Consider the following 21,259-nt stretch of genomic DNA (forward strand, 5'->3'; position numbering starts at 1 on the left):
TCGCAAAAAGGGGCGCATTCTAGCGGAACGCGGGGGCTCTGGGGCGCCTCCGGGCGGTTCCTGAGAAGAATGCCAATACCACTTTGGCGCGAGTTCGCAAAGATTCACAGCGGACGCGTTACGGCCCACAATGAGTGAACATGCATTTACAGGAGTCCAGACATGTCCCATCCGCTCAGCATGCTGCAGATCAGTGGGCGCGGATATCCGCCGGCCACCCTGCGCCAGAGCACTCTGTTGATCATCGACGCCCAGGAGGAATACCGCAGCGGCGTGCTCGCCCTGCCTGACCTGGACGCGGCGGTGGCGCAGATTCGCCTGCTGCTGGAGACGGCCCGGAACATGGGCACTCCTATCGTCCATGTGCATCACCTGGGTGTGGTCGGTGGCCTGCTCGACCCGCAGGGCCCGCGCGGCCGCTTCCTGCCGGAGCTGGCTCCACTGCCTGGCGAGGTGGTGGTGGACAAGCGCCTGCCCAACGCCTTCGCCGGCACCGACCTGCATGACCGCCTGCAGGCCAGCGGCCGCCTGGACCTGATCGTCTGCGGGTTCATGACCCACTCCAGCATCAGCACCACCGTCCGCGCTGCCAAGGACTACGGTTACCGCTGCACCCTGGTGGACGCGGCCTGCGCCACCCGCGACATCCCCACCCCCGAAGGTGGCGTGCTCGCCGCCCGCGACCTGCACCGCGCGGAAATCGCTGCCCTGGGCGACAACTTCGCCGCCGTGGTCGCACAGGCCCAGGCGCTGGTCTGAAGCCACTCGTCCCGACGGGCGGCAGCGACAAGCGCCCGGGGTTAGGCTCAGCTTAGGCGCGAAAGCCCGCGAACCCGCTCACCCAGCGGGTTCGCCGCGCTTCCCGACCCTGGGGTTGGAACCCCACCCCTCCCCACCGGTCATAGCCTCGTTCAACAGATGAGGAAGTCGGGATGAAGATGACCGAGAAGTTCGACCCACCCAGCCTGCGCCCGAAACGACCAGGGCGCTGGCGCTGGCGCTTTGCCGCCGCGATTGCCGCGGTGATCGCCACCTTCGGCATCCTGTCCAGCATGGCCGGCGTCGCCGCCCTGCTCCGCCGCCAGCCCGCGGTGGGCGTCCTGCACATCGAACCGGGCGCTGCCGCCGTGCTGCTGGTCATCGGCCTGTTATGTCTCTGGCTGGGCGTCACCTTCTGGCGCGCCGCCCGCCGCCGTGCCCGTGGCCGCGACGGCCTGAGCCTGTCGCCGCGACTGATGAAGCGCCGCAACTGAATTCCTGGGCGAATTTCCGTAGGACCGGCACGATCCGTTAGACTGCGCGGCTCTTCGAGGAGGTGCGCATGCAAGACGACGATTTTTCCCAGTTCGCCCGCGAGATGCGCGGCGTCAAGCGCATCACCGTGGACCAGGCCGACACCGGCAAGCCCAAGGCCGACCGCAAGCAGCTCAAGGAGCTGCGGCAGAACGCGACCGTGCGCACCGAGAACATCCGGGTGGACGGCCTGTCCGACCAGTTCGTCATCGACGTCGGCCCCGAAGACGAACTCTACTGGGCCCGCGACGGCGTCCAGGAAGGCCAGATCCGCAAGCTCAAGGCCGGCCAGATCGCCTTCGAGGGCAGCCTCGACCTGCACGGCATGAAGATCGAGACCGCCCGCGAAACCCTCTGGGACTTCATCGCCGAAGCCACTCGTTTCGAGATCCGCTGCGTCCGTGTCACCCATGGCAAGGCCGCTCGCGTCGATGGTCGCAGCCCGATGGTGAAGAGCCACGTGAATACCTGGCTGCGCCAGCACCCGCAGGTGCTCGGCTTCGCCTCCTGCCTGCCACGCCACGGCGGCACCGGGGCGATCTACGTGATGCTGCGGCGCACCATGCTGGAAGGCCGCGACGAGTAATCAGACGGGAAAACGCGCGCCGTAGCTTTCCCGCTCCACCTTCAGGCCGTTCGCCACGAACGACACCGAATGGTAGAACCCCACCACCATCAGGCACTCGATCAACTGATCAGCGCTGAAGTGCTCGCTCAGCCACGCCCACAGCTGGTCGTTCACGGTCGAGCTGTCGTGCAGGCTGTCCGCCAGCGCCAGCAGAGCCCGCTGCGCGGGGCTCCACAACGCAGCGTCCGGTGTTGCGCGGCAGGTGTCGGCCAGTTGCTCCTCGCTGAAGCCGGTCTTGCCGGTATAGAACGCCACGTGCACGCCCCACTCGTATTCCGCGCCGCAGCGCGCGGTGGTGCGCAGGATCAGCAACTCACGGTCCTCCAGGGCGATGCTGCCGCGGTCCAGCAAGCCGCCGGCGAAGAAGCGCTGCAGCACCCGCGGGTTATGCGCCATGGTACGGAACAGCTTCAGCGGCTCCACGCCGGGCGGCATGATCCGGGTGAACGCGGCTTGCTGGTCTTCGGGGAACGGCGGTTGCAACGGCTCGATACGCGGTTGTGTCATGATGCGCCTCCGGCTGCTATCAATTAAGTAGCACTCAAGCTAGACCGCTACTGAAAAAGTAGCAAGGAGAGTCGATGACACTTCCCCTCCCCGGCAACCCCGTACGCGGCTCCGACAGCGGCCGGCCGATCATGGCGCTGCTCGACCTGCTCGGCCGCCGCTGGAGCCTGCGCGTGCTCTGGGAACTGCACCAGGGGCCGGCGAGTTTCCGCGAGCTGCAGGCGCGCTGCGAAGGCCTCTCGCCCTCGGTGCTCAATACCCGTCTGGGCGAACTGCGCGAGGCGCAGCTGGTGGAAAACGGCGCAGACGGTTACCAGCTTTCCGAGCAGGGCCAGGAGCTGGCGCTGCACTGCCTGCCGCTGGCGCAATGGGCCGAGGGCTGGGCGCAGCGCCTGGCGCCAAACCGGCAGCCATAACGCGCCAACCGGCGCGCGGGCCTTGCCAGAGGGGGCTGAGCGCCCTACCCTGCGCCACGGTTTTTATTTTTGTCATTGCCACAGGTAGATCATGTCCCTGGAACAAAACTACTCCGCGATCCTCAGCCAGCTTGGTGAGGACGTCACCCGCGAAGGTCTGGTCGACACGCCCAAGCGTGCCGCCAAGGCCATGCAGTACCTTTGCCGCGGCTACCAGCAGACGCTGGAGGAGATCGTCAACGGCGCCCTGTTCAGCTCCGACAACAGCGAAATGGTGCTGGTCAAGGACATCGAGCTCTACTCGCTGTGCGAGCACCACCTGCTGCCCTTCATCGGCAAGGCCCACGTCGCCTACATCCCCAACGGCAAGGTGCTGGGCCTGTCCAAGGTCGCGCGCATCGTCGACATGTACGCCCGTCGCCTGCAGATCCAGGAAAACATGTCGCGGCAGATCGCCGAGGCCGTGCAGCAGGTCACCGGCGCCCTGGGCGTGGCCGTGGTGATCGAGGCCAAGCACATGTGCATGATGATGCGCGGTGTGGAGAAGCAGAACTCTTCCATGGTCACCTCGGTGATGCTCGGCGAGTTCCGCGAGAACTCCGCCACCCGCAGCGAGTTCCTCAGCCTGATCCGCTGATCGCGAACCGCCGCCATGAAAAAACCGGCCCTCGGGCCGGTTTTTTTGTGCCTGCAAGAAGGCATCAGCGGGTGTAGTAACCCACCGCCACCAGGTAGTGCCCGGCCTTGCGCAGGAAGGCGTGCTTGTTCTCCACCTTGCTGGTCACCGGGTTGCGCCACTGGTACTCGAACTCGGCTTCGCCCTTGGCCTTCACCAGTTCCAGCATGGCGTGGCCGATGGGGTTGCCGCCCGGGTCCTTCAGCGAGTCGAAGTCGGTGCCGACCATGCGGGTGTTGAAGCCGTGGGCGACGAACTTCGAGGACTCCAGGTCCACCACGAAGACGTAGAGGTCATCCTCGATGAAGGCCTTGTCCAGTGCGTTGATCTTCTTGAAGGTGCCCTGCGGGTCGGCCTCGACGGCCTTCACCGCCTTGTCCAGCATGGACACCGCCTGCTGCGCCGAGGCGCGCGGGATGTAATAGCCCACCGCGAGGAAGCGCTCGCCGACGCGCTGGTAATAGACGTGCTTGCGTTCCACCTTGCCGTCCGCCCAGTTCTTCCAGCGGTAGTCGGCCTGCTGCACCTTGCCGGTTTCCGGCGACTTCAAGGCCTTGGCGAACTGCTCCTGCAACGAAGGATCGAGCGTCGAGGAAACGTCGCGGTCGATCAGCACCACCGACGGCCCGCCGCTGGCGAGCATGGTGCCCTTGCTGTCCACCACGAACACATAGAGGTCGCCATCGACGAATTCGCCCTGGCGGCTGAATGCGGCGAAGGCCTTGTCGCCGTCCTGCTTGTAGGCAGCCACCGCCTTGGACAGCAGCGCCTTGGCGCGCTGGTCGTCAGAGCCTGACGTGGCGCTCGACTGGGCGGCGAACAATGGGAAGGACGACAGGAAGGAAAGCAGCAACAGTGACTTCAACAGCGTCTTCATATGCGAATACCCCCGTGGCATAGCTTGTAGTTGTGCACAGAGCATAGCCAGCCAGGGGCGATTCGCGTCGGCATTCACTGCCGAAACAGCGGGCGATTCAGCCGAAGAATCGCTTCATCGAGCGCGAAAGCCAGCCACCGTGGCCCTGGTCGCGGGTCAGCTCGTGCATGGTCGCCTTCACCGCCTCCACATAGTTGGCGTCGTCGTTGCGGATATGGTTGAACAGCCAGCGGCCGAGCAGGCCCTTGAGCTCCTCGGCGACGTCCTCGCCGGCCTCGAAGCGCGTGCGGTAATCGGAAACGCGCTTGATGAAGAGTTCATGGACCTTCTTGTGCGCGCGGGTGAACTGGTAGCCGGAGTCCTCCAGCAGGGTCTCCTCGAAGGCGAAGTGCGAGATGGTGTAGTCGACCAGTTCCTCGATCACGCCGCCGAGCATCGCTCGATCGTGATGGGCCTGGGCCTCGTGCAGCTGGTTGATCATTTCGACGATGCGCTTGTGCTGTGCGTCGATCACTCCGATCCCGGTGTCGAGATCCGCCTGCCAGACCAGATAGGCCATCTTTTCCCTCCCCATGCCAGGCGACGACACTGCCTGCCGCTCGCGCCCGGCCACATCGGTACATCCCGCATGGCAGCGCGTCCAGATTAGGGAGGGCGACAAAACGCCGCCATGATGCCGGTCAACCCCAAAGCGCCGGAATCCGCGGTTTAGAGCGGTTTTTTCGGATTCGTCTGATGGCGTTTTGCCGGTTTTCTTCACCGACGCCCGGATCAGCCTGTAGGAGCGAGCTTGCTTGCGAATCGCCCAAGGTCAGGTGTTGCCGGAAACCTGTTCGCGAGCAAGCTAGCTCCTACCAAGAGCACCGGACGCACAACGAAAAACGCCGCTTCCAGGGAAGCGGCGCTTTCAAAAAGCAAGGCGCAGATCAGTCCTGCATGCCCACATGCCGCGGGTGATCCGCCACCCGCGCCAGCCACGCGATGATCGCCGGGAAGTTCGACAGGTCGAAGCCGCCCTGGTGAGCCACATGGGTGTAGGCGTACAGGGTGATATCGGCGATGGAGTAGGTGTCGCCCACCAGATAAGGCGTCTGCTCCAGTTGCTTCTCCATCACCTTCAGCGCCTTGTAGCCGCCCTTGTGGCAGCGCGCGTATTCCTCGCGGCGCTCCTCGGGCAGGCCGAGGTAGAACTCGATGAAGCGCGCCACCGCCACGTAGGGCTCATGACTGTACTGCTCGAAGAACTGCCATTGCAGCACCTGGGTGCGCAGGCGCGGTTCGCTGGGCAGCAGCTCGCTGCCATCGGCGAGGAAGTTGAGGATGGCGTTGGATTCCCACAGGCAGGTGCCGTCCTCGAGCTTGAGCACCGGCACCTTGCCGTTGGGGTTCATCGCCAGGAACTCGGCGGTCTGCGTCTCGCCCTTGAGGATGTTGATCTCGCGCCACTGGTAAGGCAGGCCGAGCAGGTGCAGGGCCAGCTTGACCTTGTAGCAGTTGCCGGACAGTTGATCGCCGTAAACGGTGTACATGCTCATCTCCTCACTGGGCCTGGGCGTCACGGATCACCGTCGCCAGTCGACGGAGCCCTTCACCCGCGCGTTCGGGCGCCACGTGGCTGAAGTTAAGCCGCAAATAGCCGGGATTGGCATCCGGTTCGGTGAAGAAAGGCTCACCCGGCATGAAGGCCACGTTCTGCGCCAGCGCCGCGTCGAGCAGCGTGCGGGTGTCCAGCGGCTGCTTGAGCCTGAGCCAGAAGAACAGCCCGCCCTGGGGCACGTTCCACTCGGCCAGCTCGCCGAAATGCTCCTCCAGCTGCGCCTGCATGGCGTCGCGGCGGATGCGGTAGAAATCGCGCAGCTCAGCCAGATGGCCACGGTACGCTTCGGTGCCGAACCACTGCAACGCCTGCCACTGGCCGACGCGGTTGGTATGCAGGTCGGCGGACTGCTTCAGCCGCAGCAAATGCGGGAACAGGTCCGGCGTGGCGATCAGGAAGCCCACGCGCAGGCCCGGCAGCAGCGTCTTCGACACGGTGCCGGTGTAAATCCAGCTCGACTTCTTCAGGCGGCTGACCAGCGGGGTCGCAGCGCCCTCATCGAACACCAGCTCGCGGTAGGGTTCGTCCTCGATCAGGGTCACGCCGAATTCGTCGAGCACGGCTGCCACCTCATCGCGGCGCTGTTCGCTGTAACGCACGCCGGACGGGTTCTGGAAAGTCGGGATCAGGTAAGCGAAGGCCGGCTTGCTGGTCTCCAGGCGCTGGCGCAGCGCGGCGACGTCCGGGCCTTCGGCGCCCAGCGGCACGGTCAGGCAGTTCGCGCCGAACAGCTGGAAGGCCTGCAGCGCAGCGAGGTAGGTCGGCGCCTCGAGCAGCACTTCGGTGCCCGGATCGATGAACAGCTTGCTGGCCAGGTCGAGCGTCTGCTGCGAGCCGCTGACGATCAGCACCTGGCCCGCCTCGCAGGGCACGCCCAGTGCGCGCGCCTCGGCGGCAATCGCTTCGCGCAGCGCCGGCTCCCCTTCACTCATGCCGTACTGACCCATGCTTGCGGGCATGGCGTCCCAGTTCACCTTCGGCAGCATCGGCTCGGCGGGCAGGCCGCCAGCGAAGGACATCACCTCCGGGCGCTGCGCCGCGGCGAGGATTTCACGGATCAGAGAGCTTTTCAGTCGGGCGATGCGTTCGGAGAAGGCCATGGGAGTCACCGGTAGCGGGAGCACGGAAGAATGAGTCAAACTGCTTGACCGAAGCTACGACGCCCGAGACGGATACGTCAATATGCCTGACCTAATAAAAAATGCCCTGCAACTCCAGGCCATGGAAGCCTTCTTCTTCAGCTACCGGGCCTTCACCGCAAAACCCGACGAGATGCTGGAGCGCCGCGGCCTGAGCCGTGTGCACCACCGCATCCTGTTCTTCATCGCGCGCAATCCGGGGCTGAGTGTCAGCGAGTTGCTGTCCGCTCTGGGCGTGACCAAGCAGGCGCTGAACGTGCCGCTGCGCCAGTTGCTGGAACGCGACCTGATCCGCAGCGAAGCCTGCGACAACGACAAGCGCAGGCGCCTGCTGGAGCTGACGGCCGAAGGCGGCAAGCTGGAAAAGGCCCTGCGCCAGGAACAGGGACGCCTGCTGCAACGCGCCTTCGACGAAGCCGGAGAGGACGCCGTGCGCGGCTGGCTGGCGGTCAACCAGGCCATCGCCTGGTCGCAGGACGAAGACTAGCGGGCGGCGGCTTCCAGCTCGCGGGCGGCGCGCAGGAACATCAGCGCCAGCGGCAGCAGGCTGGCCATCGCCAGGGCTGTGCCGGGCAGGAACAGCAGGACGCTGAGCAGGCACACCCCGGAGGTGACCTCCAGCCACCCCATGACCTTCACCGACGGGTACGGCAGCTCGATCTTCAGCAGGCGGATGCCGTACCACAGCGTGACGATACCGGTGGGCACGAACAACCCCATGAAGCCCATCAGCGCGCCGTTGAATTCGCCGCTGAGCTGCTCGTCGAAGATCAGGCTGTAGACCTGCATCACCAGCGCGATGGCGATCGACAGCCCGACCGGCCAGGCCAGTCCGCGGGCGTTGAAGCGATCCTCGAGAAAACTGCGGGTACGCCACAGCAGGAAGCAGCCGAGCACCGTGCTGAGCACGCCGACCCAGAGTTCGTAGCGCTGCCACGTACTCGACTCATGCAGCGCTGCCGCGAAGGACAAGGCGAACAACACCACATTGCACAGCAGCAGCGCGAGACTCAGGAAACCGAGCAGACGCAGGTGGCCGGGGTTCCAGCGCCCGGCGAGGAAGGCCCCCGGAGCGCTCTGATCCACCAGCTCGACCTTGGGCGCGGCGTAGGGATTCTGTTCCATGGTGGCGATCTTCCATCAGTCGTACGGCTTTCCCGCACCATACCGGCGCACTCCCGCGCACGCCACTGCCGCTCGCACTGTACGGGCCACTCGGCCGCTGGCTGTTATGGGACAGCCTGGAGCCCGCGGGATTAGGCTGGTCCTACAACTAGACCGGTATACCGCCATGCCCCTCGAACTCCTCGGCGCCTTCGTGCTGTTCGCCTTCGTCACCTCCATCACCCCCGGCCCCAACAACATGATGCTGCTGGCCTCGGGCGTGAACTTCGGCGTGCGCCGGACCATCCCGCACATGCTCGGCATCAGCATCGGCTTCCTGCTGCTGGTGGTCGCCGTGGGCCTGGGCCTGCACCAGCTGTTCGAGCGCTTCCCGGCCACCTATACCGCGCTGCGCTACGCCGGCGGCGCCTATCTCCTGTACCTGGCGTGGAAGATCGCCCGTTCCGGCGCGCCCGAAGCCAAGGGCGAGCACAGCGCCAAGCCGATGACCTTCCTCCAGGCCGCCGCCTTCCAGTGGGTCAACCCCAAGGCCTGGGTGATGGCCGTCGGCGCTATCGCCACCTACCTGCCGGCCAACAGCTGGATCGGCAACGTGGTGCTGATCGCCACCCTGTTCGCCGTGGTCAACCTGCCCAGCGTGGGCGTCTGGACGGTGCTCGGCAGCCTGCTGCGGCGCTGGCTGGAAGACCCGCTGCGGCTTCGCCTGTTCAATGTCGGCATGGCGGCGCTGCTGGTCGCCTCGCTCTACCCTCTGTTCACCCGCACCTGATGGAAGTTCGTGCATGACTGACACCACACCCGCCAGCGCGCCCATGCGCCCGCTGGCAGACTCCTCCCCCGCCGCCATCGTCGCCGGGTTCGTCGCCATGCTCACCGGCTACACCAGCTCGCTGGTGCTGATGTTCCAGGCCGGCCAGGCGGCGGGGCTGACCACCGCGCAGATTTCCTCGTGGATCTGGGCGCTGTCCATCGGCATGGCCCTGACCACCATCGGCCTGACCCTGCGCTACCGCACGCCGATCGTCATCGCCTGGTCCACCCCCGGCGCCGCACTGCTGATCAGCAGCCTGCCCGGCGTGCCTTACGGCGAGGCCATCGGCGCGTTCATCGTGTGCGCCGCGCTGATCACCCTCTGCGGCGTCACCGGCAGCTTCGAGCGTCTGATGCGCCAGGTACCCGGCTCGCTGGCCTCGGCGCTGCTGGCCGGCGTGCTGTTCCGCATCTGCATCGAAATCTGCAACGCCGCGCAGCAGCAGACGGCGCTGGTGGTGGCGATGTTCGTCAGCTACCTGATCGCCAAGCGCCTGTCGCCGCGCTATGCGGTGTTCGCCGCACTGCTGGTGGGCGTAGCCCTCGCCGGCGTCCTCGGCCTGCTCAACTTCAGCCACTTCCAGCTGGAAGTCGCCAGGCCTGTGTGGACCACGCCGAGCTTCTCGCTGGCCGCCACCATCAGCATCGCCATCCCGCTGTTCATCGTGGCGATGGCCTCGCAGAACATGCCCGGCCTCGCCGTGCTGCGCGCCGACGGCTACCAGGTGCCCGCCTCGCCGCTGATCTCCACCACCGGCATCGCCTCACTGCTGCTGGCGCCGTTCGGCTCCCACGGCATCAACCTGGCGGCCATCAGCGCAGCGATCTGCACCGGCCCGGAGGCCCACGAAAACCCGCACAAGCGCTACACCGCCGCGCTCTGGTGCGGGCTGTTCTACGGCATCGCCGGCATCTTCGGCGCCACCCTGGCCGCGCTGTTTGCTGCATTGCCCAAGGCGCTGGTGCTGTCCATCGCCGCGCTGGCCCTGCTCGGTTCGATCACCAACGGTCTGACCAATGCCATGGCCGACGCGCGCCAGCGCGAAGCGGCGATGGTCACCTTCCTGGTCACCGCCTCGGGCTTCACTTTGTTCTCCGTCGGTTCGGCCTTCTGGGGACTGGTGGCCGGCCTGCTGACCCAGCTGGTGCTGAACTGGCGCCGCGCGCCGTAAAGGCGCAACCCTTCTGCTAGCATGCGGGCGATTGCCCGAACCGGATCGCCCCGCATGCTGCACACCCTGGCTGTCGCCAACTACCGCTCGATCAACTCGCTGGTGCTGCCGCTGGGCCGGCTGAATCTGATCACCGGCGCCAACGGCAGCGGCAAGTCCAACCTCTACCGCGCCTTGCGCCTGCTTGCCGAGACCGCCCAGGGCGGCGTGGTGAATGCACTGGCGCGCGAGGGCGGGCTGGAGTCCACCTTCTGGGCCGGGCCGGAAACCCATTCGCGGCGCATGCGCACGGGCGAAGTGGAAGTCCAGGGCGGCCCGCGCAACGAAGTGAAGCGCCTGCGCCTGGGCTTTGCCGGCGAAGATTTCGGCTACGCCATCGCCCTCGGCCTGCCGCCACCGCCGGTGGTCAGCGCCTTCGGCCTGGACCCGGAGATCAAGCACGAAAGCATCTGGGCCGGCCCCTGGTACCGCCCCGCCTCGCAACTGGTGGAGCGCAACGGCCCAATGCTGCGCGCCCGCGAAGGCCGCAGCTGGCAGGTGCTGGAGCAGCACATCCCGACTTTCGACAGCCTGTTCACCCAGATCGGCAGCGGCTCGGACTGCCCCGAAGCCCTGCTGCTGCGCGAGCAGATTCGCGGCTGGCGCTTCTACGACCACTTCCGCACCGACGCCGACGCCCCCGCGCGCCAGCCGCAGCTCGGCACCCGCACCCCGGTGCTGCACCACGACGGCCGCGACCTCGCCGCTGCGCTACAGACCATTCGTGAAATCGGCAACACGACAGCACTGGAAACCGCCATCACCGACGCCTTCCCCGGCGCCGAACTGCAGATCGACTGCCAGCCCGGCGGACGCTTCGCCGTGGCGCTGAAGCAGTACGGCCTGCTGCGTCCGCTGAGCGCGGCGGAGCTCTCCGACGGCACCTTGCGCTACCTGCTGCTGGTCGCCGCCCTGCTCACCCCGCGCCCGCCGTCGCTGATGGTGCTCAACGAACCGGAAACCAGCCTGCACCCGGACCTGCTGCCCGCGCTGGGGCGGTTGATCATCGAGGCCTCGAAGCACACCCAGGTCTGGGTCGTGTCCCACGCCAGCCGGCTGATCGCCACGCTGGAGGAGCACCCCGAGTGCAACTGCCTGCACCTGGACAAGGAGCTGGGCCAGACGCGCATCCGCGACCAGGGCATGTTCGATGCCCCGGCGTGGCATTGGCCGGATTGAGGCTGCTCAGCGGCAGCAGGCGCGCACCTTCGCAGGTTGGCCAGGGCGGCGTTCCGCGAGTTCGCGATCCCCATGCGATCCCTGCTGGGGTTCGATGGGTATCGCAAGCTCCACCCATCCTACGTCGCGTTCAACCGGCGGTATCGGGTCCACGGAGCACGTAGGGCGCATAACCCGGAACGGGTTATCCGCCGATGCCCTGGCGGCGGATAACGCTGACGACCTGCCAGGAGCGTGAGAAACCAACCGGCAAGGCACGGCGCTCCTACAGGGAAAATCCGGGCGTCAGGCGGGCGCCTGCTCCGGTGCGGTCTTGGCCACGCCACGGCTGACCCACCAGCCGAAGAGGCCGGCGGTGAAGAACATAAGCACGCCATAGATGGCCGCCGGGATCGCCATGGTCTTGTTGTTCAGCAGCATCGGGCTGAGCGCCAGGGCGATGGCGAGGGTGCCGTTGTGGATGCCGATTTCCATGCCGATGGCGATGGATTGCGGCTTGGACAGCTTGAGCAGGCGCGGAATCCAGTAGCCCACGGCCAGGCTCAGCAGGTTGAAGCACAGTGCCGCCGCGCCGACGATGGGCGCATAGGTGAGGAACGTCTGCCAGTCCTTGGTCACGGCCACGCCGATGATCACCGCCAGCAGCAGCGCGGAGAGGATCTTCACCGGCTTCTGCAGTGCCGCCGCCACGCCCGGCAGCAGGCGCCGCACGATCATGCCGATGGCCACGGGGCCGAGGACGATGATGAACACCTGCACCACCTTGGCGAACTGCAGCGGGATGGTCTGGCCGTCGTTCATGAAGTACAGCAGCGACATGTTCACGATCAGCGGCATGGTGAGGATGGCGATCACCGAGTTCACCGCGGTCAGCGTGATGTTCAGCGCGACGTCGCCGTGGGCCAGGTGGCTGTAGAGGTTGGCGGTGGTGCCGCCGGGCGATGCGGCGAGCAGCATCATGCCCACGGCGAGCGCCGCTTCGAGGGCGAAGCCCAGGGTAATGAGGAAGCACGCCAGGGGCAGCAGGATGATCTGGCACACCAGGCCGATCAGCACGGGCTTGGGATAGCGCACCACGCGGGCGAAGTCGGCGATGGTCAGGGACAGGCCGAGGCCCAGCATGATGATGCCCAGGGCGATGGGCATGAACAGCGTCAGCAAGGGATCGTTGGTCATTGTCATTATTCTCCAACTGGAATGGGCCGATTGTTTCGGCCTCTTGGGCGCTTGTAACTGGCCTTGCAGGCCAATACCACTTCTTCCTGTAACAGAATGCGAAAGTTTGTAGCGAACGAGGCGGGATCTTGCAGGCGAGCTCCCTGTAGGAGCGGGCCAGACGCGAGCACATCGCGGCAGCGTGTAGGGCGCATAACCTGGAACAGGTTATCCGCCGCATGGTTCGTGGCGGATAACGCTGGCGCGTTATGCGCCCTACGGGGCTGCAGGTGCCTCACGGAAAAAATGGTGAGGGCAGCCCGAACACCGGGCAGCCCCGAGACGATCAGATCGCCGTCGCCCCGCCATCCACCGGCAGCGCGATACCGGTGGTGAAGCCGGCGTGGTCGCTGCACAGGTAGAGCACGGCGGAGGCGATTTCCTCGACGCGGCCGACGCGACCCACCGGGTGCATGGCGGCGGCGAACTCGGCCTTCTTCGGATCGGCCTCGTAGGCGCGGCGGAACATGTCGGTGTCGATCACCGCCGGGCACACCGCGTTGACGCGGATTTTCTTCTTTGCGTACTCGATGGCGGCGGACTTGGTCAGGCCGATCACCGCGTGCTTGGAGGCGGCATAGATGCTCATCTTCGGCGCGGCGCCCAGGCCGGCAACCGAGGCGGTGTTGACGATGGCGCCGCCGCCCTGCTCCAGCATCACCGGAATCTGGTGCTTCATGCACAGCCAGACACCCTTGACGTTGACGCCCATGATGGCGTCGAACTCGCTCTCCTCGCCATCGGCCAGCTTGCCCTTCTCGATCTCGATGCCGGCGTTGTTGAAGGCGTAGTCCAGGCGGCCGTAGGCAGCCACGGTGCCTTCCACCAGCGCCTTGACCTCGGCGTCGCGGGTCACGTCGCAACGGATGAAGGTCGCCTCGCCACCCGCCGCGCGGATCAGCTCGACGGTGCCTTCGCCGCCCTTGGCGTCGACGTCGGAAACCACGACCTTCACGCCCTGCTGGGCGAAGGCCTGGGCGGTGGCGCGGCCGATGCCGTTGGCGGCGCCGGTGACCAGGGCGACCTGGCCGGAAAGCAGCTGACTCATGAGCGTTCCTCGAAAGCGTTGCGAAGCGAATGGGGATAACCGTCGCAGTCTAGCCAGCGCGTTGCGGGCGCGAAGCACTATCAGGCGGGGCGACGTCGTTGCATCCATGCCGATGATGATTCGGACAAATCCGGATCACTGGAACCGATGGACGGACATTCCCCCGGCGGACGGAACTTGCCCCAACGCCGCGCGCGGACTATCACCTAGGCTTTCCCCCTGACTGAGTCCACTGCCATGTCCGCCCAGATCAACCGTCAGTTCCAGCTCGCCCAGCGCCCGGTCGGCGCCGCCACCCGCGACACCTTCGCCTACGTGGAAACCCCGGTCGGCGAGCCCGGCCCCGGCCAGATCCTGGTGAAGAACCAGTACCTGTCGCTGGACCCGGCCATGCGCGGCTGGATGAACGACGCGAAGTCCTACATCGCCCCGGTGGCCATCGGCGACGTGATGCGCGCCCTGGGCGTGGGCAAGGTGATCGCCTCGCAGCACCCGGACTTCAAGGTCGGCGACGAAGTGAACGGCGCCCTCGGCGTGCAGGATTACTTCCTCGGCGAGCCCAAGGGTTTCTACAAGGTCGACAGCCAGCGCGCGCCGCTGCCGCTGTACCTGTCCGCGCTGGGCATGACCGGCATGACCGCCTACTTCGGCTTCCTCGACGTCGGCCTGCCCCAGGCCGGTGACACCGTGGTGGTCTCCGGCGCCGCCGGCGCGGTGGGCAGCGTGGTCGGGCAGATCGCGAAAATCAAAGGCTGCCGCGTGGTCGGCATCGCCGGCGGCGCCGACAAGTGTCGCTACCTGGTGGATGAACTGGGCTTCGACGGCGCCATCGACTACAAGGCCGAGGACGTCAACGCCGGCCTCAAGCGCGAATGCCCCAAGGGCGTGAACGTGTTCTTCGACAACGTCGGCGGTGACATCCTCGATGCCGTGCTCGCCCGCCTGGCGCCCAAGGCGCGGGTGGTGATCTGCGGTGCGATCAGCCAGTACAACAACAAGGAAGCCGTGCGCGGCCCGGCCAATTATCTCTCGCTGCTGGTCAACCGCGCGCGCATGGAAGGCATGGTGGTGATGGACTACGCCCACCGCTTCCAGGAAGGCTTCAAGGACATGGCGACCTGGATCGCCGAGGGCAAGCTGAAGTCGAAGGAAGACATCGTCGAAGGCCTGGAAACCTTCCCCGAGACCCTGGCCAAGCTGTTCAGCGGCGAGAACTTCGGCAAGCTGGTGCTGAAGGTCTGACGGCCGCTCTTACCAGGATTCCTGTGCTCGGATCGGCCCTCACCCTCTCCCAGAGGGAGAGGGGACCGTTCGGCGCAGGATGAAACTACAGCGTCAGCCGGCACAATCGGCTCCCTCTCCCTCCGGGAGAGGGCTGGGGTGAGGGAAATCGCAGGCCCAGGTTTTCCGGAAAAAGACAGTTGCTCCTACAGGAGCAAAAGCCTCCCCCCCTCTCCCGCAAGCGGGAGAGGGGACCGTTCAGCGCAGGATGAAACTACAGCGTCAGCCGGCACAGTCGGCTCCCTCTCCCCCTGGGAGAGGGCTGGGGTGAGGGAAAAGGCACTGCGCCAGAATCACAGGGGGAGGATGTTCGCGGACATGGCCCGCTCCCGGAGTTCTGCATTCCTCGCTCTATCTCGATGATTTCCGACAAGCTCTGTTGAGCCTTTCCAGCTAGGATTTCCCCTGGTCGATTCCAAGGAAGATCCCCCCGAATGTCCCTCGCCCGTTGGCTGCCCGGCCTGGACAGCCTGCTGCACTATCGTTTCGACTGGCTACCGCGCGATGTGCAGGCCGGCCTGTCGGTGGCCGCGGTGCAGATTCCCACCGCCATCGCCTATTCGCAGATCATCGGCTTCCCGCCGCAGGTCGGGCTCTACGCCTGCATCCTGCCGATGCTGATCTACGCCATCGTCGGCAGCTCGCGGCAGCTGATGGTCGGCCCGGATGCCGCCACCGCCGCGATGGTCGCGGCCGCTATCACGCCACTGGCCGCCGGCAACCCGGAACGCCTGCTGCAACTGTCGATGATCGTCGCGGTGCTGGTGGGCGCCATGTCCATCGCCGCCGGGTTCGCCCGCGCCGGCTTCGTTGCCAGTTTCCTCTCGCGGCCCACGCTGGTGGGCTACCTGAACGGCATCGGCCTGAGCCTGATCGCCGGCCAACTCGGCAAGATCCTCGGCTACCACAGCGAGACCAGCGGCTTTGTCCGCGGCCTGATCGCCCTGGTGCGCAACCTCGCCGATACGCATTTCCCGACTCTGGCGCTGGGGGTCGGCACGCTGGCGCTGATGATCCTGTTGCCGCGTCGCTACCCGAAGATTCCCGGCGCACTGGTGGGCGTGCTGTTCGCCTCGGTCATCGCCGCCGTATTCGGCCTCGACCAGTACGGCATCAAGCTGCTGGGTGAAGTGCCGCAAGGCCTCCCGCAATTGAGCTGGCCGAAGACCAGCTACGAGGAACTGGGCAGCCTGTTCCGCGATGCCATGGGCATCACCATCGTCAGCTTCTGCAGCGCCATGCTGACCGCACGCAGCTTCGCCGCCCGCCACGGCTACGCCATCGATGCCAACCACGAGTTCATGGCACTGGGCATGGCCAACATCGGCGCGGGGATTTCCCAGGGCTTCGTCATCAGCGGCGCGGACTCGCGCACCGCGGTGAACGACATGGTCGGCGGCAAGAGCCAGCTGGTCGGCGTGGTGGCCGCGCTGGTCATCGGCCTGGTCCTGCTGTTGTTCAGCAAACCACTGGGCTGGGTGCCGATGCCGGCGCTGGGGGCGGTGCTGCTGATGGCCGGCTGGGGGCTGATCGACTTCCGTGCGCTGCGCGGCTTCTGGGCACTGAGCCGGTTCGAGTTCGGCCTGTGCGTGCTGACCACGGCCGGTGTGCTCAGCGTCGGCGTGCTGCCGGGCATCTTCGTCGCCATCATGCTCGCCCTGCTGCGCCTGCTCTACCTCACCTATCGCCCGCACGACGCGGTGATGGGCTGGGTGCACGGCATCGACGGCCAGGTGGAGCTGGAGCAGTACCCCAACGCCCACACCCTGCCTGGTCTGGTGATCTACCGTTTCGACGCGCCGATCCTGTTCTTCAATGCCGACTACTTCAAACAGCGCCTGCTGGAAGTAGTGGCCGAGGCGCCCAGCGCCCGCGCGGTGCTGCTCAATGCCGAGGGCATCCTCAACCTGGATATCAGCGGCCTGACCACCTTGCGCGAGGTTCAGCAAACCCTCGACGCCCAGGGCGTGCACCTGTCCCTGGCGCGGGTGACCGGCGAAGCCCTGGCGATGCTCAAGCGCTCCGGCGCCCTGGGCGAGGTGAAACCGCCGCTGGTATTCAGCTCGGTGCGGGCCGGCGTCAACGCTTACCGGCGCGTGCATCAGCAACACAAGCGTGAGCAGGCGGCCGAACGAGTCGCGCCGGCTTCAGAGACGGAACTGCCCGACCAGCCCCTGTAGCTCGCGGCTGAGCTGCGCCAGCTCGACGCTGGAAGACGCAGTGGACTCCATGGCCTGCGCCGATTCGTCGGCGATGCCACGGATGCTGCTGACGCTGCGGCTGATCTCCTCGGCCACCGCGCTCTGTTGCTCGGAAGCGGCGGCGATCTGCTGGTTCATCTGGTGGATCACCGCCACCGCCGAGGCGATGGTGCCCAGCGCGGCCTCGGTCTGTACCGCGTCGCCGACGGTCATTTCCACCAGCGCGTGACTGCGCTGCATACGTTGCACCGATGTATTCGCGCCGTTCTGCAGGGCGGCAATCAGCGTCTCGATCTCCGCGGTGGACTGCTGGGTACGCCGCGCCAGCGCCCGCACCTCATCCGCCACCACGGCAAAGCCCCTGCCCTGCTCGCCCGCCCGCGCAGCCTCGATGGCGGCGTTGAGTGCCAGCAGGTTGGTCTGCTCGGCGACGTTCTTGATCACGTCCAGCACGCTGCCGATGCTCTGGCTCTCCCGGCCAAGCTGCTCGATGCTCTGCGTGGCCGCGCGCACCGCATCGGCCAATTGTTCGATGCGACCCAGCGTCTGGCGCACCACGTCCTGCCCGCTGGCCACTTTGCCGTCGGCCTGTTCGGCGGAGCTGGCGGCCTCTTCTGCATTGCGCGCCACGTCATGGACGGTGGCCGCCATCTGGTTCATCGCCGTAGCAACCTGATCGGTCTCGGCCTTCTGGCTGTTCACCCCGTGCTGGGTGCGCTCGGTGACGCTGGACAGTGCCTGCGCCGAAGCGGTGATCTGCCCCACGCCATCGCTCAGCCGGCTGACGATGCCGCGCAGGCTGTCGGCCATACTGCCGACTGCGCCCATCAGTTGGCCGACCTCATCCTTGCGCCGCACCTCGATGCTCACGCTCAGGTCACCCTCGGCGATGCGTCGAGCCATGCCGATCACCTGGCGCAGCGGTCGCACGATCATCCAGGTGATCAGCATCGACGCCAGCGCGCCGACCAGCAGCGCCAGCGCCGCCGAAGCGACGATCAGCAGCGTATTGGTCCGCAACTGGCTCTGCATCGCCGCACGCTGGGCAGCGTAGGCATCGTCGACCTGCTGCATGACCAGCGCCGCTCGGTCGTTCATCTGCGCGTGGACCTGTTTTTCCTGCTCGAGGCTGGCGGTGTATTCGTCGAGCTTCTCGACGAAGGCGTTGATGTTGGTGATAACGTCCTTGAGCACCGAGACGTAGGTCGGATCGGTAATCGCTTCCTGCAGCTTGGCGGACAGCTCCAGCGCCTCGGCGGCGGACTTGATGCGACCGCCCTCGGCCTTCTCGTCGCTGCCCGCTTCCATGCGCGAGCGGGCCTCGTTCAGCCCCTGCAGCACCAGGCGGTAGAGCTGGCTGACCTGGGTAGCCTGCTGCAGCAATTCCTCGCCCTTCTGGCCCTGGGAGTCCTTGAGTTCGTAGGCGCCGTCATCGGCCAGGCTGGATTGCAGGATGTCCAGGCTGTTGGACGCGCCGTTCACCGACCAGGTGGCGGCGTCCAGCGACAGGCGCCGGCTCTTGCTGGACTTCTCGAAGCTGGCGAAGGCGGCCAGGTAGTCGGCAATGCCCTGCTCCACGCGGGCCATGGCCGCTGCCTGGTCCGGCTGGGTCTTGAGACGTGCCGCCGCTTCGCCGAGGTTGCCGGCGTGTTCGCGCAGGCGCTTGGCCGAGGCATCGCTGGCGTCGATCACGAAGTCCTTCTCGCTCTGGCGCATCTCCAGCAACTCGCGGTTGATGGTCGACATGTCGCCGAGCAGGTCGAAGCGCTGGGAAATCGCCCGTAGCGAGGTCACGCCGATCACCGCCACCACGGCCGTCAGCAACAGCACCAGGCCGAATCCGATGGCCAGTTTCTTCGCCGTTCCCATGTCGGCCAGACGACGCTGCACGAAGGCAACCATGGCTTCTCCCCCCATCCGCAATGGCGTTGCAGGAAATCCCGAAGGTCTCCTGATCGTTATCGCTGCTTTAGCGCGGAACATTAGGAGCGCCGCCCACCGACTGGATAGAGGGTACGACGGTGATGGCACGGTGATGCTGCACAGAGATACGTGGAGGTCGTATCCAGAACACTGAACAGGACTTTCCTGACCCGGATGCGGAAATCGCCGACAGCGACCTGCCAGCCTGACCGTTCAGATTCCGACACCTGACTTTTCACTCCAGGTGCTCGGATGAACGCCTACTACCAACTGGTCCTGCAGCGCCCGCTGGCGGGATTCGCCCAAGAACTCTTTCTGCCGGAGCTGTACCGCCAGCAGCGCCGCCTCGACCCGTTGCTACTGACTCGCGGACAGCTGCCGATCCGTCACTTTGTCTGCCCGCAGGCGTATGACGAGGCCAAGGGCGAATGGCTGGACTGCTGGTTCGATGCCCAGGCCGGCTGGCGTCTGGTGCATGGCATCGTCAGCCTGATCCACGGCAGCACGCTGGACTTTACCCGCCGTGACGAGCTGCTCTCCGAACTCTTCGCCCTTGGCGAACGGCTGGACGTGGCGCGGATGGGTGGCATCCACTGGCAACTCGGGCTGGAACTGGAGTTCGCCTGACGCCGCCGCGCCAGGCGCGGAGTCCTACTTCGGACGGATCATGCTGAAGGTGTCGCGGGTGTAGCTGTACTGGGTGCCGCCCAGGCGACCGACCAGGTCCAGCTTCGCCGGGTCGACGTGGCGCTCGTCCTGCATCACCGACTCATCGATATGCGCCAGCAGCACGCGGGCGAAGATCAGCATGCTGGAGGGGTTTTCTGCCGGGTACGGCATGATTTCCGCCAACTGGCATTCGAAGGCCACCGGTGCGCCGACAACGCGCGGCGGTGCCACGCGCTCGCTGGGCACGGTAGCGATGCCGGTGTGTTCGATCTCGCTGACGCCGTGGGGCAGCCAGGCGGCGGTGGCGTTCATGTTCTCGGCCTGGGCGGCGCTGACCAGGTGGATCACCATCTCGCCGGTCTCGCGCACGTTGCGCAGGGTGTCCTTGACGCTGCCGTCCTCGCGCACGCTGGTGTTGACCAGCAGGGTCGGCGGCGAATCGCTGATGACCTGGAAGAAGCTGAACGGCGCGAGGTTGCTCTGGCCGTCCCTGGACAAGGTGCTAACCCAGGCGATCGGGCGTGGCGTGACGGTGGAGGCCAGCCAGCGGTAGGCCTCGGCCTTGGACAGTTGGGTGAAGTCGAGTTGCATGTCGAAATCCGGGCGATGCGGTAGGGAAGGCGCGGGCCGCTTCAGGCGGCCCGGCGATACGCGGCTCAGCGGCCGGCGCGGGATTCCTTGATGTAGAAGCGCGCGCGGCTGGCCTTGTCGGCGCAACCGTCATAGGCCTCGACCTGCTGCTGGGTCTTGGCGGCGGTCAGCAGCCCGACGGCCTTGGAGTAACTGACGGTGCCGGCGAAACCTTCGGCCTTGGCCAGGTCCAGTTCGTGCCAGGCGGCATTCAGCTCGTTGGCGCAGCTGTCGCGGTTGACGGTCTTGCCCGAGCAGCCGGCAACGGCGAGCAGCAGGGCGATGATCAGGGGAATGCGCGGCATGACGAAACTCCTGGAAGTATTCGGGGGTGAATCCAGCTTAGAACGCGGCGCAGGGGCCTGCCGGACGGCGCCGCAGTATGCCACCGGACGGATGGCATTCAAGCGACTACTACACTGTTTGCCCACGGGGTATCCCGACAAGGAGAAGGATCATGGTGCACCAGGGCAGCTGCCATTGCGGGCAGATCGCGTTCGAAGTGGAAGGGGATGTCGGTGAAGTCGTGTCATGCAACTGCTCGATCTGCCGGCGCAAGGGCTCGCTGCTGTGGTTCGTGCCGCGCGGCAAGCTGAAGCTGACGACTCCTGAGAGTGCGATGAGCACCTATACGTTCAACACCCATCGCATCGAACACCGTTTCTGCCCCACCTGCGGCTGCGCGCCGCTGGCCTACGGCGCGATGCCGGACGGCACGCCGATGGCGGCGATCAACGTGCGCTGCCTGCCGGGGGTGGACCTGGCGGGACTGACGGTGAAGGAGTACGACGGCAAGAGCGTGTGAGCACCTGTTGGTCCGCTGCAGCGTGTAGG

The 21,259-nt window shown here is 66.1% G+C and carries 24 protein-coding genes; 13 read left to right on the top strand and 11 right to left on the bottom strand.

Annotated elements, in window-relative coordinates:
* Positions 1-162 precede the first annotated feature (162 nt).
* The 3 genes from IB255_RS23070 (at position 163) to IB255_RS23080 (ending at position 1,879) form a co-directional block, all read left to right on the top strand.
* A complete protein-coding gene (locus tag IB255_RS23070; protein ID WP_081520633.1) occupies positions 163-759 on the top strand; it encodes a cysteine hydrolase family protein in 597 nt (198 codons plus the stop codon).
* Between the two features lie 173 nt (positions 760-932).
* Positions 933-1,253 carry a hypothetical protein gene (locus IB255_RS23075; RefSeq protein WP_081520634.1) on the top strand — a complete coding sequence of 107 codons (321 nt, stop codon included), beginning with the start codon at positions 933-935 and terminating at the stop codon, positions 1,251-1,253.
* 68 nt (positions 1,254-1,321) lie between these two features.
* Positions 1,322-1,879: a Smr/MutS family protein gene (locus IB255_RS23080; RefSeq protein ID WP_081520635.1), complete on the top strand. Its 558-nt coding sequence runs from the start codon at positions 1,322-1,324 to the stop codon at positions 1,877-1,879.
* Here IB255_RS23080 and IB255_RS23085 read toward each other — a convergent pair whose 3' ends face one another.
* Positions 1,880-2,428 carry a carboxymuconolactone decarboxylase family protein gene (locus tag IB255_RS23085; protein WP_081520636.1) on the bottom strand — a complete coding sequence of 183 codons (549 nt, stop codon included), beginning with the start codon at positions 2,426-2,428 and terminating at the stop codon, positions 1,880-1,882.
* Positions 2,429-2,502: 74 nt separating this feature from the next.
* Between IB255_RS23085 and IB255_RS23090 the strand changes: the two genes are divergently transcribed.
* Both IB255_RS23090 and folE read left to right on the top strand, forming a co-directional pair.
* The gene (locus IB255_RS23090; RefSeq protein ID WP_081520637.1) at positions 2,503-2,844 is read left to right on the top strand and encodes a winged helix-turn-helix transcriptional regulator; all 342 of its coding nucleotides are present in this window, start codon (positions 2,503-2,505) and stop codon (positions 2,842-2,844) included.
* Positions 2,845-2,935: 91 nt separating this feature from the next.
* The gene (folE, locus tag IB255_RS23095) at positions 2,936-3,481 is read left to right on the top strand and encodes a GTP cyclohydrolase I FolE (RefSeq protein ID WP_017517249.1); all 546 of its coding nucleotides are present in this window, start codon (positions 2,936-2,938) and stop codon (positions 3,479-3,481) included.
* A 64-nt stretch (positions 3,482-3,545) separates the two neighbouring features.
* Here the strand turns inward: folE and IB255_RS23100 are convergent, their stop codons facing one another.
* The 4 genes from IB255_RS23100 to IB255_RS23115 all read right to left on the bottom strand — a co-directional run bounded on the left by IB255_RS23100 (position 3,546) and on the right by IB255_RS23115 (position 7,094).
* Positions 3,546-4,397, bottom strand: a complete 852-nt coding sequence (locus IB255_RS23100) for a cache domain-containing protein (protein ID WP_225594963.1) — start codon at positions 4,395-4,397, stop codon at positions 3,546-3,548.
* Between the two features lie 97 nt (positions 4,398-4,494).
* Positions 4,495-4,956, bottom strand: coding sequence for a bacteriohemerythrin (locus IB255_RS23105; protein ID WP_081520638.1), 462 nt, complete (start codon positions 4,954-4,956; stop codon positions 4,495-4,497).
* Between the two features lie 367 nt (positions 4,957-5,323).
* A complete protein-coding gene (locus IB255_RS23110) occupies positions 5,324-5,926 on the bottom strand; it encodes a glutathione S-transferase family protein (protein ID WP_192210897.1) in 603 nt (200 codons plus the stop codon).
* A 10-nt stretch (positions 5,927-5,936) separates the two neighbouring features.
* Entirely contained in the window at positions 5,937-7,094 is a 1,158-nt protein-coding gene (locus IB255_RS23115; RefSeq protein WP_081520640.1) for a PLP-dependent aminotransferase family protein, read from the bottom strand.
* 82 nt (positions 7,095-7,176) lie between these two features.
* On the opposite strand from IB255_RS23115, the gene IB255_RS23120 reads away from it, so the two are divergent.
* Positions 7,177-7,620 (top strand): MarR family transcriptional regulator, encoded by a 444-nt coding sequence (locus IB255_RS23120; protein WP_081520641.1) that lies wholly within the window; start codon positions 7,177-7,179, stop codon positions 7,618-7,620.
* Here the strand turns inward: IB255_RS23120 and IB255_RS23125 are convergent.
* On the bottom strand, positions 7,617-8,258 hold the full coding sequence (locus IB255_RS23125) for a hypothetical protein (protein WP_081520642.1): 642 nt from the start codon (positions 8,256-8,258) through the stop codon (positions 7,617-7,619). The genes IB255_RS23120 and IB255_RS23125 overlap by 4 nt on opposite strands.
* Positions 8,259-8,424: 166 nt before the next feature.
* Here IB255_RS23125 and IB255_RS23130 point away from each other — a divergent pair, with 166 nt between their 5' ends.
* From IB255_RS23130 to IB255_RS23140, 3 genes are read left to right on the top strand one after another with little or no spacing between them, the layout of a single operon-like run.
* A complete protein-coding gene (locus IB255_RS23130) occupies positions 8,425-9,027 on the top strand; it encodes a LysE family translocator (RefSeq protein ID WP_081520643.1) in 603 nt (200 codons plus the stop codon).
* Between the two features lie 13 nt (positions 9,028-9,040).
* Positions 9,041-10,240 (top strand): benzoate/H(+) symporter BenE family transporter, encoded by a 1,200-nt coding sequence (locus IB255_RS23135; protein ID WP_081520644.1) that lies wholly within the window; start codon positions 9,041-9,043, stop codon positions 10,238-10,240.
* Positions 10,241-10,294: 54 nt separating this feature from the next.
* On the top strand, positions 10,295-11,458 hold the full coding sequence (locus tag IB255_RS23140; protein ID WP_081520645.1) for an AAA family ATPase: 1,164 nt from the start codon (positions 10,295-10,297) through the stop codon (positions 11,456-11,458).
* A gap of 285 nt (positions 11,459-11,743) precedes the next feature.
* On the opposite strand, the gene IB255_RS23145 is transcribed toward IB255_RS23140, so the two are convergent.
* Together IB255_RS23145 and IB255_RS23150 are read right to left on the bottom strand one after the other, a co-directional pair.
* Positions 11,744-12,634, bottom strand: a complete 891-nt coding sequence (locus tag IB255_RS23145) for a bile acid:sodium symporter family protein (protein ID WP_081520646.1) — start codon at positions 12,632-12,634, stop codon at positions 11,744-11,746.
* Positions 12,635-12,959: 325 nt separating this feature from the next.
* Positions 12,960-13,721, bottom strand: coding sequence for an SDR family oxidoreductase (locus IB255_RS23150; protein WP_081520647.1), 762 nt, complete (start codon positions 13,719-13,721; stop codon positions 12,960-12,962).
* A 237-nt stretch (positions 13,722-13,958) separates the two neighbouring features.
* On the opposite strand from IB255_RS23150, the gene IB255_RS23155 reads away from it, so the two are divergent.
* Both IB255_RS23155 and IB255_RS23160 read left to right on the top strand, forming a co-directional pair.
* Positions 13,959-14,963: an NADP-dependent oxidoreductase gene (locus IB255_RS23155; RefSeq protein ID WP_081520648.1), complete on the top strand. Its 1,005-nt coding sequence runs from the start codon at positions 13,959-13,961 to the stop codon at positions 14,961-14,963.
* A gap of 473 nt (positions 14,964-15,436) precedes the next feature.
* The gene (locus tag IB255_RS23160; protein ID WP_081520649.1) at positions 15,437-17,182 is read left to right on the top strand and encodes a SulP family inorganic anion transporter; all 1,746 of its coding nucleotides are present in this window, start codon (positions 15,437-15,439) and stop codon (positions 17,180-17,182) included.
* Here the strand turns inward: IB255_RS23160 and IB255_RS23165 are convergent.
* Positions 17,150-19,105, bottom strand: a complete 1,956-nt coding sequence (locus IB255_RS23165; RefSeq protein ID WP_192210898.1) for a methyl-accepting chemotaxis protein — start codon at positions 19,103-19,105, stop codon at positions 17,150-17,152. The genes IB255_RS23160 and IB255_RS23165 overlap by 33 nt on opposite strands.
* Before the next feature lie 273 nt (positions 19,106-19,378).
* On the opposite strand from IB255_RS23165, the gene IB255_RS23170 reads away from it, so the two are divergent.
* Positions 19,379-19,753 carry a hypothetical protein gene (locus tag IB255_RS23170; protein WP_081520651.1) on the top strand — a complete coding sequence of 125 codons (375 nt, stop codon included), beginning with the start codon at positions 19,379-19,381 and terminating at the stop codon, positions 19,751-19,753.
* A gap of 24 nt (positions 19,754-19,777) precedes the next feature.
* Here IB255_RS23170 and IB255_RS23175 read toward each other — a convergent pair whose 3' ends face one another.
* Entirely contained in the window at positions 19,778-20,386 is a 609-nt protein-coding gene (locus tag IB255_RS23175; RefSeq protein WP_192210899.1) for a flavin reductase family protein, read from the bottom strand.
* 65 nt (positions 20,387-20,451) lie between these two features.
* Entirely contained in the window at positions 20,452-20,730 is a 279-nt protein-coding gene (locus IB255_RS23180) for a hypothetical protein (RefSeq protein WP_081520653.1), read from the bottom strand.
* Between the two features lie 152 nt (positions 20,731-20,882).
* On the opposite strand from IB255_RS23180, the gene IB255_RS23185 reads away from it, so the two are divergent.
* A complete protein-coding gene (locus IB255_RS23185; protein WP_081520654.1) occupies positions 20,883-21,230 on the top strand; it encodes a GFA family protein in 348 nt (115 codons plus the stop codon).
* The last annotated feature ends 29 nt before the right edge of the window (positions 21,231-21,259 follow it).

The sequence above is a fragment of the Pseudomonas sp. PDM22 genome, assembly GCF_014851965.1.
Classification (GTDB): domain Bacteria; phylum Pseudomonadota; class Gammaproteobacteria; order Pseudomonadales; family Pseudomonadaceae; genus Pseudomonas.